This is a genomic window from Saccharothrix lopnurensis (assembly GCF_042658445.1).
Lineage (GTDB): Bacteria > Actinomycetota > Actinomycetes > Mycobacteriales > Pseudonocardiaceae > Actinosynnema > Actinosynnema lopnurensis.
Genome location: NZ_JBHSQO010000028.1, coordinates 12,575 through 31,954, shown reverse-complemented (window position 1 = coordinate 31,954; position 19,380 = coordinate 12,575). Strand labels below are relative to the sequence as shown.

Genomic DNA, 19,380 nt, shown 5'->3' with positions numbered 1-19,380 from the left:
CTCAGGGTTCGTCGCCGATGGCTTTCCCGTGGACGCGTTCGTGGGTCTGCCGCGGGTCGGCGCCGTGCTCTCGGGCGTCGATGGCGGTGCGCAACTCGTCGGGACCCATTCGGTCGTGGCCGAGCACGCCCAGCAGTTCGGCGCGTTTGTGCAGCGCCTCTATGTCTGTTTTATCCATTGTGGCCCTTTCTGTCGGCGTGGGTCCCGAAAAGGGAACTACCCCGGTGGCCGACCCCTGATACGCGTTTCCCCCCATGAACCGCGACCGGCGATCCGGGGCGTCACACCCGCACCCCTCGGCCTTCGGCCGGCCGTATAGGCGACCCGACGGGGGATGGCGGCCGGCGCGGCGCGGCCGGCACCGTCTCGCTGCCCGCGTGCGGCCCGCCCGCGGCCGGGAACGAGGGGAGCGCCGTGCCGGACGACGAGAGCGGTGGCCTGCTCCGGCAGTTGTCGAGCCGCCAGATCGGCATGATCTCGCTGGGCGGCACCATCGGCACCGGCCTGTTCCTCGGCGCCGGCCTGGCCATCTCCCTGGCGGGCCCCGCCGTGGTGCTGGTCTACCTGGTCGGCGCGCTGGCGGCGGTGGCGGTCGCCTACGCGGTGGCCGAGATGGTCGTGGCGCACCCGGGAGCCGGCGGGTTCGGCGCGGTCGTCGCGCGGTACGCCGGGCCGCTCACCGGCTACGTCCAGCGGTGGTGCTACTGGGCGACGCAGGTGATCACGGTCGGCGGTGAGGTGGTCGCGGCTGGCCTCTACGTCCGGTACTGGTGGCCGCAGGTGCCGCTGTGGGCGGCGGTGTGCCTGTTCTCGCTGCTCATCCTGGTGGTCAACTTCGCCGCCGTGCGGTTGTTCGGCGAGGTCGAGTACTGGTTCGCGATGATCAAGGTGACGGCGCTGGTCGTCTTCCTGGTGCTCGGCGGGCTCTACGTGGTGTTCGGGCTGCCGGGGCGGGACGCGGTCGGGCTGTCGGCGTGGACCGACCACGGCGGCTTCACCCCCAACGGGCTGACCGGCGTGGTGCTGGCGATCACCGTGGCGACGTTCAGCTACGGCGGCGTGGAGTCGGTGGCGATGACCGCCGCCGAGTCGCGCGACCCGGCCCGCGACATCCCGCGCGCGGCCCGGCGGGTGGTGCTGCGGCTGGCGCTGTTCTACGTGCTGGCCACCGGCATCATCGTGGCGATCGTGCCGTGGACCGAGGCGGCGGCGGCCGAGGGGGTGGCGGAGAGCCCGTTCGTGCGGCTGTTCACCACCCTCGGCGTCCCGGCGGCCGCGGGGCTGATGAACCTCGTCATCCTCACCGCCGCGCTGTCCGCCGCCAACACCACCCTCTACCTCGCGTCCCGCACCCTGCACTCCCTGGCCCTGGACGGCTACGCGCCGCGCCGGCTGGCCTCGGTGACCGACCGGGGCAGCCCGGTGAACGCGGTGCTCGCCTCGACCGTCGGCCTGGCCGTCGCGGCGGTCGCGGCGGCCCTGTCGCCCGGCACGGCGTTCCCCGTGCTGCTGGGCATCGCCATGTTCAGCGGTATGACGGCCTGGCTGCTGATCTTCGTCGGCCACCGGGCGTTCCGGCGCGCCCGCGCGGACCAGCCGCCGTCGGCGGTGCGGTTGCCGGGCGCGCCGGTGACCTCGGTGCTGAGCGTGGTGTACGTGGTGCTGGTGCTGGTCGCCTCGGCCTTCACCGCGGCGTTCGGCCCGGCCTGGCAGGTCGGCGTGCCGTTCGTGCTGCTGGTGCTGGCGTCCTACCCGCTGGTCCGGGCCCGCCGCGCGGCCCGGGAACGCCGGGTGGCGGGCAACTACAACGACTCGGTGTAACCGTGCTCGACGATCCGCCGCGCGGACTCGACGTAGTAGCCCTCCGGGCCCTCCGGCGCGAACGTCGCCAGGCCGTCGACGTACCGGTTGAACATGCAGAACGCCGCCGCGATCAGCACGGTGTCGTGGATCTCGACGTCGGTGGCGCCCTGCGCCCGCGCCGCGTCCACCATCTCGGCGGTGACCTCGCGGCCGGAGCGCTGCACCGCGCCCGCGATCCGCAGCAGCGCCTTCAGCTTGTCCGGGATCGGCGCGGTGTCGAGGTCCGCGCGCACCCGCTGCACCAGCGGCAGGCCCTCGTCGAGCTGCGCGGCGGCGAAAGCGGAGTGGGAGTTGCAGCAGAAGTCGCAGTCGTTGAGCCCGGACACGTACGCGGCGATCAGCTCGCGCTCGCCCGCGGGCATCGAGTGAGGTGCCCGAAGCAGGACTTCGGCCAGTTCGTTGAGCGGTTTCGCCGTCTCGGACCGGAACTTCATGGGGCCGGTGATGCCGGGGAACCGCGTCTCGTCCACGCCCAGATCGATGTGCGCCATGACCGCCACGCTAGCCGTCGCCGTTCGCGGCGTGGACCGGCCGACTGCGTGGTCCCGCAACGCCGATCGCCGCCCGGACCGCGCCCGGACCGGTGCGACGACGCGCGGGTCAGGCGGTGCCCTCCCGGGTGTGGTGCCTGCCCACCGGGAGCATGAGCGGCTTGCCGGAGACGGGGTCGGTGATCACCCGGCAGTCCAGGCCGAAGGTGGCGCGCACGGTCTCGGCGGTGAGGACCTGCTCGGCGGTGCCGGCCGCGTGCAGGCCGCCGCGGGCCAGGGCGATGAGGTGGTCGGCGTAGCGGGCGGCCAGGTTCAGGTCGTGCAGCACCATGACGATGGTCGTGCCGCGCGAGCGGTTGAGATCGGTGAGCAGGTCCAGCACCTCGATCTGGTGGCTGACGTCCAGGAACGTGGTCGGCTCGTCCAGCAGGAGCAGGTCGGTCTGCTGGGCCAGCACCATCGCGATCCAGACGCGCTGGCGCTGGCCGCCGGACAGCTCGTCCACGGCGCGGTCGGCCAGGTCCGCGGTCCCGGTCGCCTCCAGCGCGGCGGCCACGGCCAGGTCGTCCTCCCGGCTCCAGCGGGACAGCACGCCCTGGTGCGGGTGGCGGCCACGGCCGACCAGCTCGGTGACCGTGATGCCCTCGGGCGCCAGCGGCGACTGGGGGAGCAGGCCCATGGTGCGGGCCAGCTCCTTGGCGGGCATCCGGTGCACCCGCTCGCCGTTGAGCAGGACCCGGCCCGCCCTCGGGGTGAGCAGCCGGGACATCGAGCGCAGCAGGGTGGACTTGCCGCAGGCGTTCGCGCCGACGATCGCGGTGATCCCGCCGGGCGGCACCACCAGGTCCAGCGAGGTGATGACGGCGCGGTCGCCGTAGCCGATGGTCAGCTGCTCCACCGCGAGGGTGTGGGTGGCGGTCACAGCGAGCCTCCGGCGCGGTTGGTGCGGATGATGAGGTAGATCAGGTAGGGGGCGCCGAGCACGCCGGTGACCACGCCGACGGGGTAGCGCGCGCCCAGCAGGAACTGGCCGGCGAAGTCGGCCACGAGCACCAGCAGCGCGCCGACCAGCGCCGCCGGGAGCACCAGCGACCCGCTGGGCCCGACGAGCCTGGCCGCGATGGGGCCGGACAGGAACGCGACGAAGGCGATCGGCCCGGTGGCCGCGGTCGCGAACGAGATCAGCCCGACCGCGGAGACGATCACCGCGATCCGGGTGGGGTCGAGGCGGACGCCCAGCGCCGAGGCGGCGTCGTCGCCGAGCTGCATGGTGGCCAGCGCGCGGGTCTGGGCCAGCAGCAGCGGACCGAGGACGACCACGGCGCCCAGCACCGGCAGGACGTCGGACCAGGCGGTGCCGTTGAGGCTGCCGGTCAGCCACCGCAGCGCCTGCTGGAGGTCCCACTCGCCGGCGCCGTTGAGCACCCAGTTGATGGTGCTGTCCAGCATCGCGGAGATGCCGATGCCGATCAGGACCAGCCGGGTGCCCGCCACCCCGCCCCGGTGCGACAGCAGGTAGATCAGCAGCGCGACGCCGAGCCCGGCGACGATGGCGAAGACCTCGACGGCGGGACCGGACAGCGAGAGCGAGACGATGGCGAACGCGGCGGCCGCGCTCGCGCCGGCGCTGATGCCGATGACGTCCGGGCTGGCCAGCGGGTTGCGCAGCATGGTCTGGAAGGTCACGCCGCCCAGGCCGAAGCAGAGCCCGACCAGCGTCGCCAGCACGGTGCGCGGCAGCCGCAGGCGGCCGACGGTGAACGACGCCCCGGGCACCTGCTCGCCCAGGACGACGGCGATGACGTCGCCGGGCGGGTAGAACCGCCGGCCGACCATGAGCGACACCGACGCGGCCACCAGGACGAGCGCGGTGAGCACCGCGATCACGGCGCGGCGGCGGCGGGCCCGGCGCGTCCTCGTGCGGACCACCAGGGCGACGGTCGCGGGGGTGGCGGTGGCCGTGGTGTTCACAGGGAGCGGACCTTCTGCCGGCGGACGATCCAGATGAAGAACGGCGCCCCGACGAGCGCGGTGATGATGCCGACGTCGACCTCCTCGGGCCGGGTCACCAGGCGGCCGACGACGTCGGCGGCGGTCAGCAGCACCGCGCCGCCCAGCGCGGAGAAGGGCAGCAGCCGGCGGTGGTCGACCCCGATCAGCAACCTGAACAGGTGCGGGACCACCAGGCCGACGAACCCGATGGGCCCGGCGACCGCGGTGGCCGCCCCGCACAGCACGACCGCGCCGGCGAACGCGCCGAGGCGGGTGAGCACGACCCGTTCGCCGAGCCCGGCGGCCAGGTCGTCGCCCAGCGCCAGCGAGTTCAGCCCACGCGCGGTGAGCGCGCACACGACCGCGCCGGCCACCAGGAAGGGCAGCACCTGCCCGATCCGGTCGAAGGAGGCGCCGCCGACCCCGCCGATCTGCCAGGACCGGAAGGTGGCCGCGACGTCGTTGCGCGCCAGGACGACCGCGCTGATCAGCGAGGTCAGGGCGGCCGAGGTGACCGCGCCCGCGAGGGCGAGCTTGAGCGGGGTGGGCCCGCCGCGGCCCAGGGAGCCGACGGCGTAGACGAACACCGCGGCCGCCGCCGCGCCGAGGATGGCCACCCAGATGTGGGAGGTGGCGCTGACCAGCCCGAAGGACACCATGCCGGTCACCACGGCCAGCGAGGCGCCCATGTTCACGCCCAGGATGCCGGGATCGGCCAGCGGGTTGCGGGTCACCCCCTGCATGACCGCGCCGGCCAGCCCCAGCGCCGCGCCGACCAGCGCGGCCAGCACGGTGCGCGGGACGCGCTGCGCGACGGCCGCCTGGGCCAGGGTGTCCTCCACCCCGCGCACGCCGGCCAGGACGTCGGCCACCGCGACGTCGCGCGCCCCGGCCACCACCGACGCGACCACGGCCGCGAGCAGGGCGACCAGGACGGCGAGCAGCCACCAGGCGCGGGCCCGCCCCGGGTGCCGCGCGGTGGCGGCGCCCGGGGCGGGCCGGTCGGTCGACGTGGTCATCTGACCTTGTCGGCGGCGGCCGCGAGCTGGGCCGCGTACTCGTCCAGCACCCACGACACCGACATCGGCGTCGGGTTGGCCGCGGTGCCCGCGGGGGAGGAGCCGGACAGCATGACGACCGAGCCGTTGGCCACCGCGCGCATCTTGGACAGCAGCGGGTTGGCGGCCAGCGCGCGGCCCACCTCCTCGTCGCCGTAGCCGACCACGATGTCCACGTCGTCGAAGGCGTCGATCTGCTCGGTGCTGTGGCGCAGGCTGAACTTGTCGGTGGTCGCCGACGCCCCGGCGATGCTGCCCGGCGTGGTCATGCCGAGGTCCTCGAAGAACATCGCGCGGGTGTCGTGCGTGGTGTAGAAGCCGATCTGGCTCAGGTCCGTGGTGTCGAAGTGGGTCATGAACATCGTCGACTTGCCCCGCAGCTGCGGGTACTTCCCGGCGACGTCCTCGATCTGCCGCTCGATGTCGGCGATCATCTTCTCGCCGTCGGCGGAGCGGCCGAGCGCCTTGCTGCCGGCCGTGATGCTGTCGCGCCACGGGGTGGCCCACGCCGTCTTCGGGTAGGCGACCACGGGGGCGATGTCGCCGAGGGTGTCGTAGTCCTCCCGCGTCAGCCCCGAGTAGGGGGCGAGGATGACGTCCGGGCGGGTGTCGGCCACCGCCTCGAAGTCGATGCCGTCGGTCTCGTCGAACAGCACCGGGGTGGGCGCGCCGAGCTCCTTCAGCTTCTCCGAGACCCAGGGCAGCAGCCCGTCGCCGTCGTCGTCGCCGAAGTTGGCCTTGGCCATGCCCACGGGCACGATGCCCAGCGCGAGCGGCACCTCGTGGTTGGCCCAGGCGACGGTGGCGACCCGCTCGGGCTTCTCCGGGATCGTGGTCGACCCGAGCGCGTGCTCGATCGTGACCGGGAACGAGTCCCCGGCGGGGGTCGGGCCGGCGCCGGCGTCCTCACCGCCGTTCTCGCTCGGGGAGGAACAGGCGCTGAGCGCCATCGCGGCGACGGCGGCGACGGCCCCCACCCGCAGGCGGCGTGAACGCACGGGCGAACCCCTTTCGTCGAGGCCAGGCACCGGCGGTCGAGATGATCACGAGCCTGAGGTGTGCTTAGCCTTGCCTAAGCTAGAGGACCGTGATCGCGGTTCGGTAGGTCTGTCCACTGTGATCTGGAACCCGTCGGTACCGGATCTGTGTCCGGTCGGTCGCGGGGTGCGACCGCCGTCCGCCGGGGGCTGGCGACCGTCCGCCGGCGGGTCGGCGACGGCTCGTGCGGAGGTCCGGCGACGGCTCGTGCCGCCTCTCCCGGACGGTGGACCCGGTTGTCTCGATCGAGTGATGTTGAGGAGCGGTCACCACCCCGGCGGTGACCGTCGTCGGAACCGCGGACGGGCGGCGGGGTCCACGATCGTGCAGGTAACGCCCCTGTGACGCGCCGCCGCCGGGCGAGGGGACCGGTCGGTGGCGGGTCCGGCGAGCCGGTTTTCTCCGCCGGGTGTGGTTTGGCGTCCCGGGTTCCGAGGGCATTCGGTTTTCCCGGAGGTCCCCACGGAGAGCAGGAGTGAACATGACGGCACCGGTGCGCGGCACCGACCGGTATTGGGCGTCGCTGGAAGAGGCGGCGTCCGATTTCGTCCTGGCCCTGCGCGAGGGCGGGCGGGACGACGAGGAGTGGGTGCGCGCGCTGGGTGAGGCGCACGGACTCGACGGCCTGGCCGACCTGGTGGCCCTGCTCCTGCGACACCTGCACCTGGCCCACCCGGACCTGCCGCGCACCCCCGCGGGCGGGGTCGACCTGGCGGCCCTGGTGCCGACCAGGGAGGACGCGGTCACCGTGCTGCTGGCCTCGTCGCAGTGGGCCCGCGCCGACGGCGTCGCCGTGCCCGACGCCGGCCACATCACCCTCGCCGACCGCATGGCCGCCGCCGTCGAACGGGTGTGCCCGGTGCTCCAGGCAGCCCTGGACGCCGCGGCGACGCCCGGGAGCGCCCGGTCGATCATGCCGGTGCGCGAGGTGCTGTACGACCTCGACCGCGACCCCTACAGCATCACCAGGACCCTGGCGCTGGTGGCCGACGCCATCGTGGTGGCCACGGGTCGCGCGAACGGGTGAGCCGGTCCGGTACCGGGTGGACCGGGGACGAGCCGCCCCGGCACGTCGAGCGGGCTCTCCCGCCACTGCGGCCCGCGCGGCGGCTGGTCGGACCCGGCGGGTAGAGCGCGTTCTCCACCCGCTGCGGCTGCTGCCCGCCGCGGCCCGCGCGGTGGCCGTGTCGACCACCGCGCGGGCCCGGTCCACGATCTGGTCCGTCGGCACCGGTCCGTCGGCACCGGTCCGTCGGCACCGGTCCGTCGGCACCGGTCCGTCGGCACCGGTCCGGCGGACTCGCGCCTAGCAGGTGCCGTCGGACTCCCTCATGCCCGTGTTGGCGCCCGCCGTGCGGCTGACGATGCCCGGCACGCAGCTCGTCTGGTCGAGCCGGTAGCTGTAGGGGATGCCGACCGAGGTGGTGGACGTGGGGTTGGGACCGGCGGGGTTGGTCTCCTCGTCGGGGGCCGACCAGGTCACGTTGTCGAAGGTGTTCCCGCTGACCTGCCAGTACCCGGCCTCGTCGGTGTAGAAGGTGCCGAGGGCGTCGTGGACGTCCTTGAAGTAGTTGTTCTCCACCTTGGCCTTCGCCCCCGCCCGGGAGTTGATCCCGGACTCGTGGACGTCCACGTAGTGGTTGTTGTACATGTGCCCGATACCGCCCCGCAGCAAAGGGGTGCGGGAATCGATGTTCTGGTACAGGTTGTGGTGGTAGGTGACGAACCCGTTCGAGGTGTCGCTCTCGCTCGAACCCACCAGACCGCCGCGACCGGAATTGCGCAGGGTGCTGTAGGACAGGGTCACGTACTGGGTGTTGTCCTTCATGTCGAACAGGCCGTCGAAGCCCTCCGACTCGCCGCCCGAGGCCAGCAGGGTGGCGTGGTCCACCCAGACGTTGCGGACGTTCTTCTCCATCCCGATGGCGTCACCGCCGTTCGAGGTGGGCGAACCCGACTTCTTGACGTTCTGGATCGTCACGTTCCGGATGATGATGTTGCGCGACTCGCGGATGTGGATGCCGAGCTGGTCGAACACGGCTCCGCTGCCGACCCCGATGATCGTGACGTTGCTGATCCGCTTGAGCTCGATCACGCCGGCGGCGGTCTCGCAGCTGTCGCCCGAGACCTTGGTGGTGTTGCCGTGGTTGATCCGGCCCTCGACCTGGATGGTGATCGGCGTGCTGCTGCCGGCCCGGCCGCACAGGGCCTGGTGGATCTGGGTCCCGGAGGTGGCCCGGACCGTCGCCCCGCCCTGACCGCCGGTGGTCCCGCCGTTCTGGGACGCGTAGCCCGTCGCGGCACCGGCCGCCGCCGACGCCGGCGGCATCGCCAGGACCACGCCGGCCGAGGTCGCGGCGACCAGCGCGGCCGCGGCCGCGGGGAATCGCCGTGCGACTGATCTCTTCATTCCTTCTCCTGCGTCGTCGAAGGGTGGGAAGGCTGTCGAATTCGTTCGGAACCAGTTCCGGCACAGCTCGGAAAGCGCTTGCCTCACGCTAGGTGCCGATGTCGACCGTGTCAATCAGCGACGGCTTGTTCACGAATGTGCACAACGCCCCGCGAAGTTCCGGTACGTGAACCCGGCGCTCCTCCCGCCCGCCGCGCCCCGGCCACGTCCTGCTGATCAACGGGGAGCGGTGGCACTCACCCCGTGGTGTTCCGACCACCCATGCGGTTCGGCAGGCGAAAACCGAGGGTCACGATCAAGGCCGCCGCCGCCACCGTGAAGAGTGTCGCGCTGCCTTGAGGGCGTATTTTCCGCACCGCCCCTGGGTGGCGACAAAATTTCGCGCTGTCATGTTCCTGACAGGTAGTCCGGAACTCACGGCACACACGGGAAGGCAGGAAGATGGGCAGATCCAGGTTCACGGCCGCGGCATCGGCCGTCGCACTGGCGGTTTCGGGGTTGCTCGTGGCCGCCGGAGGCACGGCCCAGGCGGAAGCCGGGTACGACAACATCGCCATGTACAAGCAGGAGAAGACCCAGTGGTGCTGGGTCGCCTCGGGGCTGACGATCGCCAAGTACCACGGCCTCGGCAGCACGCAGGCGGACTTCTGCACCCGGGCCCAGCCCTACTACGGCTGCAACAACCAGCCCGCCACGCTCGACGACATGGCCAGGGGCTGGAGCAGCCTCGGCATGGCCCACCCCGGCTCCGGCCTGAACAGCGCGGCCTCGTTCAACCAGGTCTACACCGACGTCAAGGCCGCCCGCCCCCTCGGCGCGCGCATCGGGTGGACCTCGGGCGGGGGCCACATGAACGTGGTCTACGGCTTCGACACCGCGAACAACACCATCGCCGTGGCCGACCCGTGGCCGGACACCGCCACCTACACCTGGTGGAACTACAGCGACTACGTCAACAACAACTCGTTCAAGTGGACCCACTCCCGGATCGGCATCTCCCGTTGAGGCAGGCGACATGCGCGAAACACGAACACCCGGTGTGCGGACGGCCTCACGCCTCTCGCGGCTGACCGCCGTCCTGGCCCTGGGCGCGTCGGTCCTGCTGTCCACCCCCGGCCCCGGCCGCGCCGCCGAGGACCCGCTCCCGGACATCCCCGACTACCAGGCCGCCCTCGACGCGGTGAAGTCGACCGACGCACTCAACGCCGTCTGCCGCTTCCTGGCCGCGCCGGTGCCGCAGGGCGGTTCGGAGACACCGCAGACGATCCCGGACAAGGCCGAGCCGTGCGAGGGCATGCCGACCTTCACGATCAAGGACCCGCTGGCGCTCAACGAGCTCACGCCGGGCTTCGTCGCGGGCACCTCCCCGCCGGTCGCCGTCGAGGCGATCAGGCTCGGCTACCTGGTGTCCTCGCTGAGCGTCACCGTCAACAACCGCCAGGCCACCGTCATCCTCGCCCCGACGCAGGGTGGCGGTTGGCACCTGGCGGCGGTGCGCGAGGGCGACAGCGACGCCGCGTACGCCGCCAAGGCCGGTGTGGGGTCCCTGGTGTTCAACGAGCCGCAGGTCCGCGGCTGGTACGAGCTGAGGCTCCTCACGGTCAAGCCGCTCAACGACCAGGCGCGCGAAGCCCTGGGCGGCCAGTCGTCGGTGTCGCTGAGCGACTACCAGAAGCTGGTCAAGGCCCGCTACGCCGACAAGCTGCCCGGGTCGGACTACGACACGCGGGGCATGTCCAGCGGCTACGGCACCGCCCGGGAGCCCGGGGACACGACGTCCTCGGCACCCCTGCTGATCGGCGGTTCCGGCACGGCCCTCGCGCTCGCGGGCGGCGCTTTCCTGCTCTTCCGCCGCCGGCGCGCCACCACCGGCTGAACCCGCCCCTTTCGCCCCGGCACCCGGCATCCTGCCGGTGCCGGGGCGAAGCCGTGGCTACCCTTCGGCGCAGTGCCACCGGCAGGGGAGGGGGCGGAGTGGAGCGAGAAGACCTGCGTGCCGGCGCTTACGTGGTGTGGGCGCCGCCGGAAGGGCTGGAGGGCGTCGACCTGGGGCCGGGGGCGCCCGGCGTCACCGCCCGTTCCGCGCCACGTCGGACTTGATGGTCTTCATGGCGAAGCGCGACTGGAGCTTCGCCAGGCCGGGTACGGCCATCAGCCGTTGGGTCAGGAAGCGCTCGTAGGTGGGCAGGTCGGCCACGGCGATCAGGGCGTGGTAGTCCGGTGCGCCGAACATGCGGCGCGCCTCGACGACCTCGTCGAAGGCGACCAGCGCGGCCTCGAACCGCTCGACGGTGGCCCGCGCCTGGTCGGTGAGTTCGAGGTCGACCTGGACCTCGAAGCCGCGGGCGAGGGCGTCGGGGGCGATGCGGGCGTGGTAGCCGAGGATCACCCCGTCCTCCTCCAGCCTCTTGACCCTGCGCAGGCACGGCGAGGGGGTGAGGCCGATCCGGTCGGCGAGTTCGGTGTTGGTCAGGCGGCAGTCGCGACGCAGTTGGTCGATTATCGCGCGGTCGATGCGATCCACGGGGCGATTGTGCCAACAGTGGGCCGTTCGCGGGCAACAAAAGCAATCGGCTGCTCCGGTCTCCCGCCTACCGTCGTCGGCAATGGCCGCTCGGAGACAGGGGTAGGACATGAGCACCACCATCGAGCCCTCCACGCCGTCACCCACGCCGTCATCCGCGCCGCCGTTCCCGGCGCTGCCCCCGGCGGGCGCGCGGGCCACCACCGAGGAGTTCTGGGCCACGGCCCGCCGTCACCTGATCCGCTACTCGGGCGGCGACTTCACCCCGGCGATCATCGAACGCGCCGCCGGGTCGGAGGTGTTCGACAGCGACGGGCGCGCGATCCTGGACTTCACCTCCGGGCAGATGAGCGCCCTGCTGGGGCACTCGCACCCGGCCGTCGTGGAGGCGGTCAGCCGCTCGATCGCGACGCTGGACCACCTCTTCAGCTGGATGCTCAGCCGCCCGGTGGTCGACCTGGCCGCCGCGCTGGCCGCCACGTTGCCCGACCCGCTCGACAAGGTGATGCTGCTGAGCACCGGCGGCGAGTCCAACGAGGCGGCCATCCGGATGGCCAAGCTCTGCACCGGCGGGCACGAGATCGTCGCCTTCGACCAGTCCTACCACGGCGTCACCCACGCGGCCGGCGCGGCGACCTTCAGCGTCGCCCGCACCGGGTACGGGCCGGTCGCGCCGGGCAACATCGTCGTCCCGACCCCCAACGCCTACCGCCCGCTGCTCACCCGCGACGGGGAGCACGACTGGCGGGCCGAGCTGGACTTCGCGTTCACGATGGTCGACCGGCAGTCCGTGGGCAGCCTCGCCGCGTTCATCGCCGAACCGATCCTGAGCACCGGCGGCGTCATCGAACCCCCACCGGGCTACTTCGCCGCGCTCAAGCGCAAGTGCGAGGAGCGCGGCATGCTGCTGATCCTCGACGAGGCGCAGACCGGGCTGTGCCGCACCGGCGACTGGTACGCCTTCCAGCGCGACGGCGTGGTGCCCGACATCCTCACCCTGTCCAAGACCCTCGGCGCGGGGCTGCCGGTGTCGGCGGTGATCACGAGCGCGGAGGTCGAGGAGCGCTGCCACGAGCGCGGCTACTACTTCGTCACCACCCACGTCTCCGACCCGCTGGCCGCGGCGGTCGGCCTGGCGGTCGTCACCGTCCTGGCCGAGCACGGCTTCGACCGGATCGCCCGGCGCCGGGGCGAGCGGCTGCGCCACGGCCTGCTGGAGCTCCAGTCCCGCCACGACCGGATCGGCGACGTCCGCGGCCGCGGGCTGTTGCAGGGCGTCGAGCTGGTCACCGACCGCGTCGACAAGCACCCGGCCGAGCGGTTCGGGGCCGAGGTCACCGCCGCCTGCTTCGAGCTGGGCCTGCACCTCAACATCGTCCAGTTCCCCGGCAGCAGCAGCATCCTCCGGGTGGCCCCGCCGCTGACGATCACGGACGCCGAGCTCGACCGCGGCCTGGACCTCCTCGACCGGGCGCTGACCACCGCCGCGCGACGCGCCTGACCCGACCGCCGCTGCCGGTACCGTGCGGCCGTGAGCACGAGGAACATCACCTGGGCCGAGGTCGTCGAGCTGTTCCGGCAGCGGGGTCTTCCCCCGTCCACCCGGGAGAACCTGCACGAGGGCGAGTACGTCCTGCACGCCGGGAACGCCGTCGTCACCGGCAACTTCCCCCTCAACCGCGGTGAACCGCACCCGTGGGACGTGGCCTGGGACATCGGCTGCGTCGTGGACGGCGACCTGACCGTGTCAGGCAGCGTCTACGACGTGGACGACGGCGCGGCGGCGCTGGTGGTGCTCGGCGACCTGCGCACGACCGGCATCCACACCACGTGCGACCCGAAGATCGTCGTCACCGGCGACACGACCGCGGAGGTCGTCTTCGGCGAGTACACCGACAAGTACCTGGAGTTCCGCGGCGACCTGCGGGCCGCCGTGCAGGTGTGGCTGGCCGAGTGCGCCCCCGACCACGTCGGCGGCACGCTGTCGGGCCGCCTCGTCCAGCCGCCCTGCGCCGACCACACCCACCTGAACGCGGCGGAGGTGGAGGCCACCACCGTCCCGGTCGCGGACCTCCTCGTGCCCGAGGTGCTCGACGGCGCGGGCGGGGTCGACGGCGACGCCCTGCGCGAGCGGCTGGTCGCCGGTCTGCCGGTGCTCAGGGGATGAGGTCGTTCCCCGTTGCGCGACATTCGGCTTTTCCCGGTGCGGCAGTACCCGCTCGGACCACATCAATACGCTGTACAGGTGATATCACCGGATGGGCCGGTCACAATACCGGTCGACCGGAGCGGGCATTCTTGGCCCGGCACCGCCGCCTGTCAAGCATTGTGGGCAAGCCGTAGGTGCGGGGTGTGTGCGGTGGCGGGACATCAATCCGGGTGGTAGAACGGTATGAAGAGGTCGGCGGTCGGAGTCAGGCTGCCGCGCGGTGCGGAAAAATGCGGTGGGCGCCTGGGAACGGTGGGCCCCGGAATGAGCGGCGAATCTCATTTCGCCATTCCCGAGGAGGTGGCCTTGATCCTCAGCGGCTCGGCCATCCAACGCGCCGTGGCTGCGGGTGAGATCTGCGTCGATCCTTTTGACCCGGCGCTGACGAATCCGAACAGCCACAACTACCGGCTCGGCCCCCGGCTGCGGGTGATGGCCGACGACGTCGCCGATCCGACCAGGTCGCCCGCGTTGACGGAGTTCACCGTCTCCGAGGTGGACGGGCACGTGCTCGAACCCGGCCGCGTCTACCTCGGCACCACGGCCGAGCGCATCGGCAGCACCCACTACGTCCCGAGCCTCATCGGGCGGTCCTCCCTCGGCCGGCTCGGCGTTTTCCTCCAGGTCTCCGCCGACCTGGGCCAGCTCGGCGCGGTGCACCACTGGACGTTGGAGATCGTGGTGACGCAACCGGTCCGGGTCTACGCGGGCATGGTGGTCGGGCAGGTCAGCTTCTGGCGCCCGGTCGGCGGGCGGATGCCGTACGAGGGGCACTACGGGACCCGGTCCGACCCGGCTCCCTGGAACCCGGCCGTCGCCTCCGGTTTCCCCGAACACGGCGAGAGGAAGAAACGGTGATCCTCACCGGTCCCGAGATCGAGAAGCAGGTCGCCGCGGGTCGCATACGAATCGAACCGTTCGACCCGTCGAGGCTGAGCCCCAACAGCTACGACTTCCTGCTCGGCGACGAGATCTGCTGGTACGTCGACGAGGTGCTCGATTGCCGGGTCGAGAACAAGGTGCGCTACGCGACCATCCCCGAGCACGGCACGGTCCTCGAACCCGGCCGGATCTACCTGGCCGGCACCGCGGAGCGGATGGGCAGCGAGCACTACGTCCCCATCATCCGCGCGAGGTCCTCCATCGCCCGGCTCGGGCTGTTCATCCACGTGACCGCCGATCTGATCGACATCGGTTCGATCAACAACTGGACGCTCCAGCTGCACGCGGTACAACCGGTCCGGGTCTACCCGGGAATGCGCATCGGGCAGGTGACCTTCTGGTCCGTCGAAGGCGAGATCGAGCTCTACCGGGGCAAGTACCAGCACTCGCGCCGCCCGATGCCCTCGATGATCCACCGCGACTTCAGCGACGAGGAGCTGACGACCCAGCCCGTCGGCTGATGCCCGTGGACCGACCTGGACCGAGGAGCACCCATGCGCATCGCCACCGGGATCGACCTGCCGCTGGCACCGTCGGCGGGCAGCCCGATCCTGTGCGGTGACGTGTACCGCGCCCTGCGCCGCACCGGGGGAGCGGGGCTGCGGACGACCTTCTTCTGCCTGCCCCCGGTCACACCCGACTGGGACCACGGGTTCACCGAAATCGTCGTGTGCGAGAGCGTGAAGCAGCCGTACGGCCCGGAGTTCCCCGCCTACGTGGACGCGCTGACCGACGAGGTCTCCCGCCACCTCGCCCGCGCCGACCACGACGTGATCCACGCCCAGCACCTGGGGTTCGGCCTCAGCCTCGCGTTCTCCCGCGCCGCCACCGACCTGCCGGTGGTGTCGATCGCGCACGGCACCGACGTCATCTCGGCGCTGGCCTCGGCGCAGGCGCGGGCGGCCCTGGTCGAGGTGGTCGAACGCAGCGCCGCGGTCGTCGTGCCCAACACCGCGCTGCGGGACCGGGTCGACGAGGTGACCGGCGGCCGGTTCGGCGACCGGCTCGACATCGTCCCGTGGGGAATTCCGCTGCACCGGGTCGCCCGGCGGCACGTGCCGGGCGCCAACCGCGTGCTCAACCTCCTGCACGCCGGTCGGCTGGTGGAGAACAAGAGCACCCGCACGGCGCTGGAGAGCCTGCCCCTGACCCGGTACCCGCACCGGCTGACGATCGCGGGGGACGGCGAGGAGCTGCCGTGGCTGCGCCGGCGGACCGTCGAACTCGGCCTGTCGGACCGCGTCGACTTCCTGCCCTTCCTGACCCGGGAGGAGCTGTGGCGGCGGTTCGCCGACCACGACGCGTTCGTCTTCACCACCCGTGGGATCGAGGCGTTCGGGCTGGTGGCCGTCGAGGCGCAGGCCCACGGGCTCCCGGTGGTGCACTCCGAGATCCCGGGGTTGTCGCGGACGCTCGGTCCCGCCGCGGTGCCCTTCCGCCCCGGCGATCCCGCCGCGCTCGCGGCCGCGATCGACCTGTTGGCCGACGACCCGGCCGCGCGCCGGGAGGCGAGCGCCCAGGGGTTGCGCAACGCCGCGACCTTCGACGTGGCGCGGACCGCCGACCGGGTGGCGGAGGTGTCGCGGCGGGTGCTGTCGTCCGCCCGACCGGTCGCCCGCTGAACCGGTGACCGCCGAGTCGGTGCCGCCCGAGCCGGTGACCGCCGAGTCGGTGCCCCCTGAGCCGGTGACCGCTGAGCCGGTGACCGCTGAGTTTGTGACCTCCGGGCCGCAGACCTCCGGGCCGCAGACCGCCGGCGCCGAGACGTTCCGGCAGCACCTCCGCCGGACGGTCACCGGACCGTTCCGCGACCCGTCGCTGCGCCGGACCTGCCTCCCCTTCACCGCCGCGGGCAGCGCCGTGTCGATCCTGTTCGTGCTCATCCCCGTCTTCGCCGTCACCGAGCTGGACGCGGACGTGGCCGCGGTCGGGTTGCTCTTCGTGCTCATGACGACGACCGCGGTCCCGACCAGCCTGCTGCTGGGGCGCCTGGCCGACCGCACCGGCAGCAGGCGCCGACTCGGCGTCGGCAGCGTGCTGTGGGTGTGCGCCGGCTGCACGGCCCTGCTCGTCGTGGACGACGTCGTCCACCTCGTGGTCGTCGGCGTGGTCTTCCTCGGCGTGCTCGAAGCCGCCAACGCCCAGCTCTTCGCGGCGGGCCGAAGAGCCGCCGGCCGACCCGACGAACCGACCGAGCTCGTCGCCCTCACGGCGCTCATGCGGACCGCGTACGCGCTGGGCTACGTGCTCGGGCCGGTGATCGGCACGGCGCTGCTGACCGGGTTCGGGGTGCGCGTGGCGCTCGGCGCGTGCGGGCTGATCTACCTCGGGACGCTCCGCACCCACCTGACCCGCCGGTCCCCCGACGACCACCGGACCCCGGGGAACCGCCCGGTCCCGACGACCCGGCGGCGGGCCGGGCTCGGCTTGCTGCTGGCCGCGCTCGGCCTGGCGCTGACGGCGCCGATCGTCCGGTCCGCGTTCCTCGTGGTGTTCCTGACCGAGGGGGCGGGCCTGCCGCTCGCACGGGTCCTGCTGGTGCTGGGCGTCGCGCCGCTGGCTGAGGTGGTGCTGATCCCGGTCTGCGGCGTGGCCGCGGCCCGGTGGGGCCCGGACCGGGTGGTGCTGGGCGGCTGCGTCGCGGCCGGCGTCGAGATGGTCCTGCTGGCCCACGTCGACCGGGTGTGGCAACTGGCGCTGCTCCAGGTGCTCGGCGCGGTGGCGGTCGCCTGCCTGGTGAGCGTCGGGATGGCCGCGGTGCAGGAGCGGTTCCCCCGGCGGGACGCGTTCGGCACCGGCGTCTTCGTCGCCACCCGGTCGGTCGCCGGTCTGCTCGGCAACGGCGCGGGCGGACTCCTGGGCAGCGCCCTCGGCCTGCGCTGGGTGTTCCTCGCCGCGGCCGTGTGCTCGTTCCTCGCCGCCGGCCTGTGCGCCCTGGCCGTCGCACGCCCGCGCCGGCCGGTCCACGAGCGGACCTGACCTCGTGTCGTCGGGGGCAGGTGCCGGAGGTGCTGCAATGGGCGCATGTGCCTCGAAGAGCTCCGCGCCCTGCTGGCCCGGCACGTCCGCCCCGACTGGACCACCGCCATCGACGGCGTCCTGATCTCGAAGGTCGACCGGCCGGACCCGCCGACGCCCTCCACGTCCGGCACGGTCCTCGCGGTCATCGCCCAGGGCGCCAAGCGCCTCGCCCTGGGCGACCGGATCTACGAGTACGGCCCCGGGCAGTACCTGGTCGCCTCCGTGGACCTGCCCGTCACCGGGCACTTCACCCGGGCGGACCCCGAGCGGCCCGCCCTGGGCTTCGGTCTCGTGCTGGAACCCGCCGCCGTCGCCGAGTTGCTGCTCCAGGCCGGTCCCGGGGACGTCCCGCGCGCCGGCGGGGGCGTTCCGTCGGGCATCGCCGTCAGCGACGCTTCCCCCGCGCTGCTCGACGCGGTGGTCCGGTTGCTGCGCCTGCTCGACGAGCCCCGCGACCGGGCCGTGCTGGCGCCGATGGTCAAGCGCGAGGTCCTGTGGCGGGTGATCACCGGGGAGCAGGGGGCGACGGTGCGCCAGCTCGGCCTGGCCGACAGCGGCCTCAGCCACGTCTCGCGGGCCGTGCGCTGGATCCGCGAGCACTACGCGCAGCCCTTCCGGGTCGAGGACGTGGCGCGCATGTCCGGCATGAGCGTCTCCGCCTTCCACCGCAACTTCCAGGCGGTGACCGCGATGAGCCCCATCCAGTTCCAGAAGCAGATCCGGCTCCAGGAGGCCCGGCTGCTGCTCGCCACCCACCCGGGCGACGTCACGGGGGTCGGCCGGCGCGTCGGCTACGACAACCCGTCGCAGTTCAGCCGGGAGTACCGCCGCCGGTTCGGCGCGCCCCCGAGCCGGGACGCGGCCCGCCTGCGGGACGCCGGGCGCGCCACGGCGGGCGCCCTGGGCTGAACCGGACCGGGCCCGGTGGAGGATCGTGCAAGGGCGGGGCAGGATAGTTCTACTGTTCCAGCAGGTCAGAGCGGTTGAATGGGATCACGACTTCTCCACCCGGGTAGGGAGGTGTTGCTCCGCCCGGGGGTTCCACGACACCGCAGGGAGCACCACGTGAAGACGGTCCTGATCACCGGCACCTCCTCCGGCTACGGGCGGGAGACCGCCCTCCACTTCCACGACCGGGGCTGGAACGTCATCGCCACGATGCGCACCCCGCGCCCGGACGTCCTGCCCGGGTCGGACCGGCTGCGCGTCATCGGCCTCGACGTGACCGAACCGGCCGGCATCGCCGCCGCGTTCGAGGCGGCGGGACCCGTCGACGCCCTGGTCAACAACGCGGGCATCCCGTCGATCGGCGTGTTCGAGGGCACCCCCGCGGCCCGGGTGCGGGAGGTGTTCGAGACCAACACGTTCGGCGTGATGGAGACGACCCGGGCGGTGCTGCCGCAGTTCCGCGAGCGCGGCTCCGGCGTGGTGGTCAACGTGACCTCCAGCGTGGTGCTGGGCCACATGCCGCTCACGGCCGTGTACAAGGCGAGCAAGATGGCGGTCGAGGGGTTCACCGCGTCCCTCGCGCTCGAACTCGCGCCCTTCGGCGTGCGGGCGAAGACGGTCGAGCCTGGCGCCTGCCTGACGACGAACTTCGGGGTCCGGGCCACGAACGGGGCCTCGCCGGACGACATGTTCCCGGAGCCCTACGCGATGTGGGCGAAGAAGGCCGTGGACGGCTTCATGGATCAGGACCTGTTCACCCGGGAGAGCGACGTTGCCGAGGCGGTGTGGCGGGCGGTGCACGACACGACCGGTCAGCTCCGCTTCCCGGCCGGCCCCGACGCCGTCCGGCTCGCCGAGGCGAGGTGATCGACGAACGGGAGGGT

The 19,380-nt window shown here is 72.6% G+C and carries 20 protein-coding genes; 12 read left to right on the top strand and 8 right to left on the bottom strand.

The window, feature by feature from the left end; translation table 11 throughout:
• Position 1 precedes the first annotated feature (1 nt).
• Positions 2–178 carry a hypothetical protein gene (locus ACFP3R_RS24210; protein WP_380638681.1) on the bottom strand — a complete coding sequence of 59 codons (177 nt, stop codon included), beginning with the start codon at positions 176–178 and terminating at the stop codon, positions 2–4.
• A gap of 236 nt (positions 179–414) precedes the next feature.
• Here ACFP3R_RS24210 and ACFP3R_RS24205 point away from each other — a divergent pair, with 236 nt between their 5' ends.
• Positions 415–1,821 (top strand): amino acid permease, encoded by a 1,407-nt coding sequence (locus ACFP3R_RS24205; protein ID WP_380638680.1) that lies wholly within the window; start codon positions 415–417, stop codon positions 1,819–1,821.
• On the opposite strand, the gene ACFP3R_RS24200 is transcribed toward ACFP3R_RS24205, so the two are convergent.
• From ACFP3R_RS24200 to ACFP3R_RS24180, 5 genes are all read right to left on the bottom strand, one after another.
• Positions 1,803–2,354: a carboxymuconolactone decarboxylase family protein gene (locus ACFP3R_RS24200; RefSeq protein ID WP_380638679.1), complete on the bottom strand. Its 552-nt coding sequence runs from the start codon at positions 2,352–2,354 to the stop codon at positions 1,803–1,805. The two genes, ACFP3R_RS24205 and ACFP3R_RS24200, sit on opposite strands and share 19 nt — an antisense overlap.
• 109 nt (positions 2,355–2,463) lie before the next feature.
• A complete protein-coding gene (locus ACFP3R_RS24195; protein ID WP_380638678.1) occupies positions 2,464–3,276 on the bottom strand; it encodes an ABC transporter ATP-binding protein in 813 nt (270 codons plus the stop codon).
• Positions 3,273–4,325, bottom strand: a complete 1,053-nt coding sequence (locus ACFP3R_RS24190) for a FecCD family ABC transporter permease (protein WP_380638677.1) — start codon at positions 4,323–4,325, stop codon at positions 3,273–3,275. The genes ACFP3R_RS24195 and ACFP3R_RS24190 overlap by 4 nt, the downstream gene beginning before the upstream one ends.
• Entirely contained in the window at positions 4,322–5,365 is a 1,044-nt protein-coding gene (locus tag ACFP3R_RS24185) for a FecCD family ABC transporter permease (RefSeq protein WP_380638676.1), read from the bottom strand. Before ACFP3R_RS24185 ends, ACFP3R_RS24190 begins: the two co-directional genes overlap by 4 nt.
• Positions 5,362–6,402 (bottom strand): iron-siderophore ABC transporter substrate-binding protein, encoded by a 1,041-nt coding sequence (locus ACFP3R_RS24180; RefSeq protein ID WP_380638675.1) that lies wholly within the window; start codon positions 6,400–6,402, stop codon positions 5,362–5,364. Before ACFP3R_RS24180 ends, ACFP3R_RS24185 begins: the two co-directional genes overlap by 4 nt.
• 521 nt (positions 6,403–6,923) lie before the next feature.
• Between ACFP3R_RS24180 and ACFP3R_RS24175 the strand changes: the two genes are divergently transcribed.
• Positions 6,924–7,469, top strand: coding sequence for a hypothetical protein (locus tag ACFP3R_RS24175; protein ID WP_380638674.1), 546 nt, complete (start codon positions 6,924–6,926; stop codon positions 7,467–7,469).
• Between the two features lie 279 nt (positions 7,470–7,748).
• On the opposite strand, the gene ACFP3R_RS24170 is transcribed toward ACFP3R_RS24175, so the two are convergent.
• A complete protein-coding gene (locus ACFP3R_RS24170; protein WP_380638673.1) occupies positions 7,749–8,852 on the bottom strand; it encodes a pectate lyase family protein in 1,104 nt (367 codons plus the stop codon).
• A gap of 441 nt (positions 8,853–9,293) precedes the next feature.
• Here ACFP3R_RS24170 and ACFP3R_RS24165 point away from each other — a divergent pair, with 441 nt between their 5' ends.
• Together ACFP3R_RS24165 and ACFP3R_RS24160 are read left to right on the top strand one after the other, a co-directional pair.
• The gene (locus ACFP3R_RS24165) at positions 9,294–9,857 is read left to right on the top strand and encodes a papain-like cysteine protease family protein (protein WP_380638672.1); all 564 of its coding nucleotides are present in this window, start codon (positions 9,294–9,296) and stop codon (positions 9,855–9,857) included.
• Between the two features lie 10 nt (positions 9,858–9,867).
• Positions 9,868–10,728 (top strand): LPXTG cell wall anchor domain-containing protein, encoded by an 861-nt coding sequence (locus ACFP3R_RS24160; protein ID WP_380638671.1) that lies wholly within the window; start codon positions 9,868–9,870, stop codon positions 10,726–10,728.
• 192 nt (positions 10,729–10,920) lie between these two features.
• On the opposite strand, the gene ACFP3R_RS24155 is transcribed toward ACFP3R_RS24160, so the two are convergent.
• Positions 10,921–11,376 (bottom strand): Lrp/AsnC family transcriptional regulator, encoded by a 456-nt coding sequence (locus ACFP3R_RS24155; protein WP_380638670.1) that lies wholly within the window; start codon positions 11,374–11,376, stop codon positions 10,921–10,923.
• Between the two features lie 109 nt (positions 11,377–11,485).
• On the opposite strand from ACFP3R_RS24155, the gene ACFP3R_RS24150 reads away from it, so the two are divergent.
• The 8 genes from ACFP3R_RS24150 (at position 11,486) to ACFP3R_RS24115 (ending at position 19,363) form a co-directional block, all read left to right on the top strand.
• The gene (locus tag ACFP3R_RS24150) at positions 11,486–12,877 is read left to right on the top strand and encodes an aspartate aminotransferase family protein (protein ID WP_380638669.1); all 1,392 of its coding nucleotides are present in this window, start codon (positions 11,486–11,488) and stop codon (positions 12,875–12,877) included.
• 30 nt (positions 12,878–12,907) lie between these two features.
• Positions 12,908–13,543, top strand: a complete 636-nt coding sequence (locus tag ACFP3R_RS24145) for a hypothetical protein (RefSeq protein ID WP_380638668.1) — start codon at positions 12,908–12,910, stop codon at positions 13,541–13,543.
• 348 nt (positions 13,544–13,891) lie between these two features.
• The gene (locus tag ACFP3R_RS24140; protein WP_380638667.1) at positions 13,892–14,443 is read left to right on the top strand and encodes a dCTP deaminase; all 552 of its coding nucleotides are present in this window, start codon (positions 13,892–13,894) and stop codon (positions 14,441–14,443) included.
• Positions 14,440–14,988, top strand: a complete 549-nt coding sequence (dcd, locus tag ACFP3R_RS24135; protein WP_380638666.1) for a dCTP deaminase — start codon at positions 14,440–14,442, stop codon at positions 14,986–14,988. Before ACFP3R_RS24140 ends, dcd begins: the two co-directional genes overlap by 4 nt.
• A gap of 33 nt (positions 14,989–15,021) precedes the next feature.
• The gene (locus tag ACFP3R_RS24130; protein WP_380638665.1) at positions 15,022–16,149 is read left to right on the top strand and encodes a glycosyltransferase family 4 protein; all 1,128 of its coding nucleotides are present in this window, start codon (positions 15,022–15,024) and stop codon (positions 16,147–16,149) included.
• A 79-nt stretch (positions 16,150–16,228) separates the two neighbouring features.
• Positions 16,229–17,506 (top strand): MFS transporter, encoded by a 1,278-nt coding sequence (locus tag ACFP3R_RS24125; RefSeq protein ID WP_380638664.1) that lies wholly within the window; start codon positions 16,229–16,231, stop codon positions 17,504–17,506.
• A 45-nt stretch (positions 17,507–17,551) separates the two neighbouring features.
• Entirely contained in the window at positions 17,552–18,457 is a 906-nt protein-coding gene (locus tag ACFP3R_RS24120; protein ID WP_380638663.1) for an AraC family transcriptional regulator, read from the top strand.
• 156 nt (positions 18,458–18,613) lie between these two features.
• Positions 18,614–19,363 carry an SDR family NAD(P)-dependent oxidoreductase gene (locus tag ACFP3R_RS24115; protein ID WP_380638662.1) on the top strand — a complete coding sequence of 250 codons (750 nt, stop codon included), beginning with the start codon at positions 18,614–18,616 and terminating at the stop codon, positions 19,361–19,363.
• The last annotated feature ends 17 nt before the right edge of the window (positions 19,364–19,380 follow it).